Raw genomic sequence first — 382 nt, 5'->3', positions numbered from 1 at the left:
CGCCGTAGCGCCGATGGTAGTGTGGGGTCTCCCCATGTGAGAGTAGGGAACTGCCAGACATGAAATTAAGCCCGGTTGCCGGCCCAAAAGGCAGCGGGGGAAAAGAAATTCGGTGGTGCGGTAGTTCAGTTGGTTAGAATACCGGCCTGTCACGCCGGGGGTCGCGGGTTCGAGTCCCGTCCGCACCGCCACCTTATTTCAAGAAAAACCCTGAGAGAAATCTCAGGGTTTTTCTTATTTGCAATAACCTGATTTGATTGTTAATTGTCCTCAATGGCTCTTCTGTAAGCGTCCGGTGAACTCACCTTGTCCCTGCCATCAGGCGCGTGCACGCTACGGCTAATTTATCTTTCCTTTGGAGACTGAACCATGCGCCGTAACC

General features: G+C 53.1%; 1 tRNA gene. It reads left to right on the top strand.

Annotated elements, in window-relative coordinates:
• The first annotated feature begins 114 nt into the window (after positions 1-114).
• A tRNA-Asp gene (locus tag Xbed_RS19195) sits at positions 115-191 on the top strand.
• The last annotated feature ends 191 nt before the right edge of the window (positions 192-382 follow it).

It is taken from the genome of Xenorhabdus beddingii (genome assembly GCF_002127545.1).
Classification (GTDB): domain Bacteria; phylum Pseudomonadota; class Gammaproteobacteria; order Enterobacterales; family Enterobacteriaceae; genus Xenorhabdus; species Xenorhabdus beddingii.
This window is presented reverse-complemented; position numbering and strand designations above follow the sequence as displayed.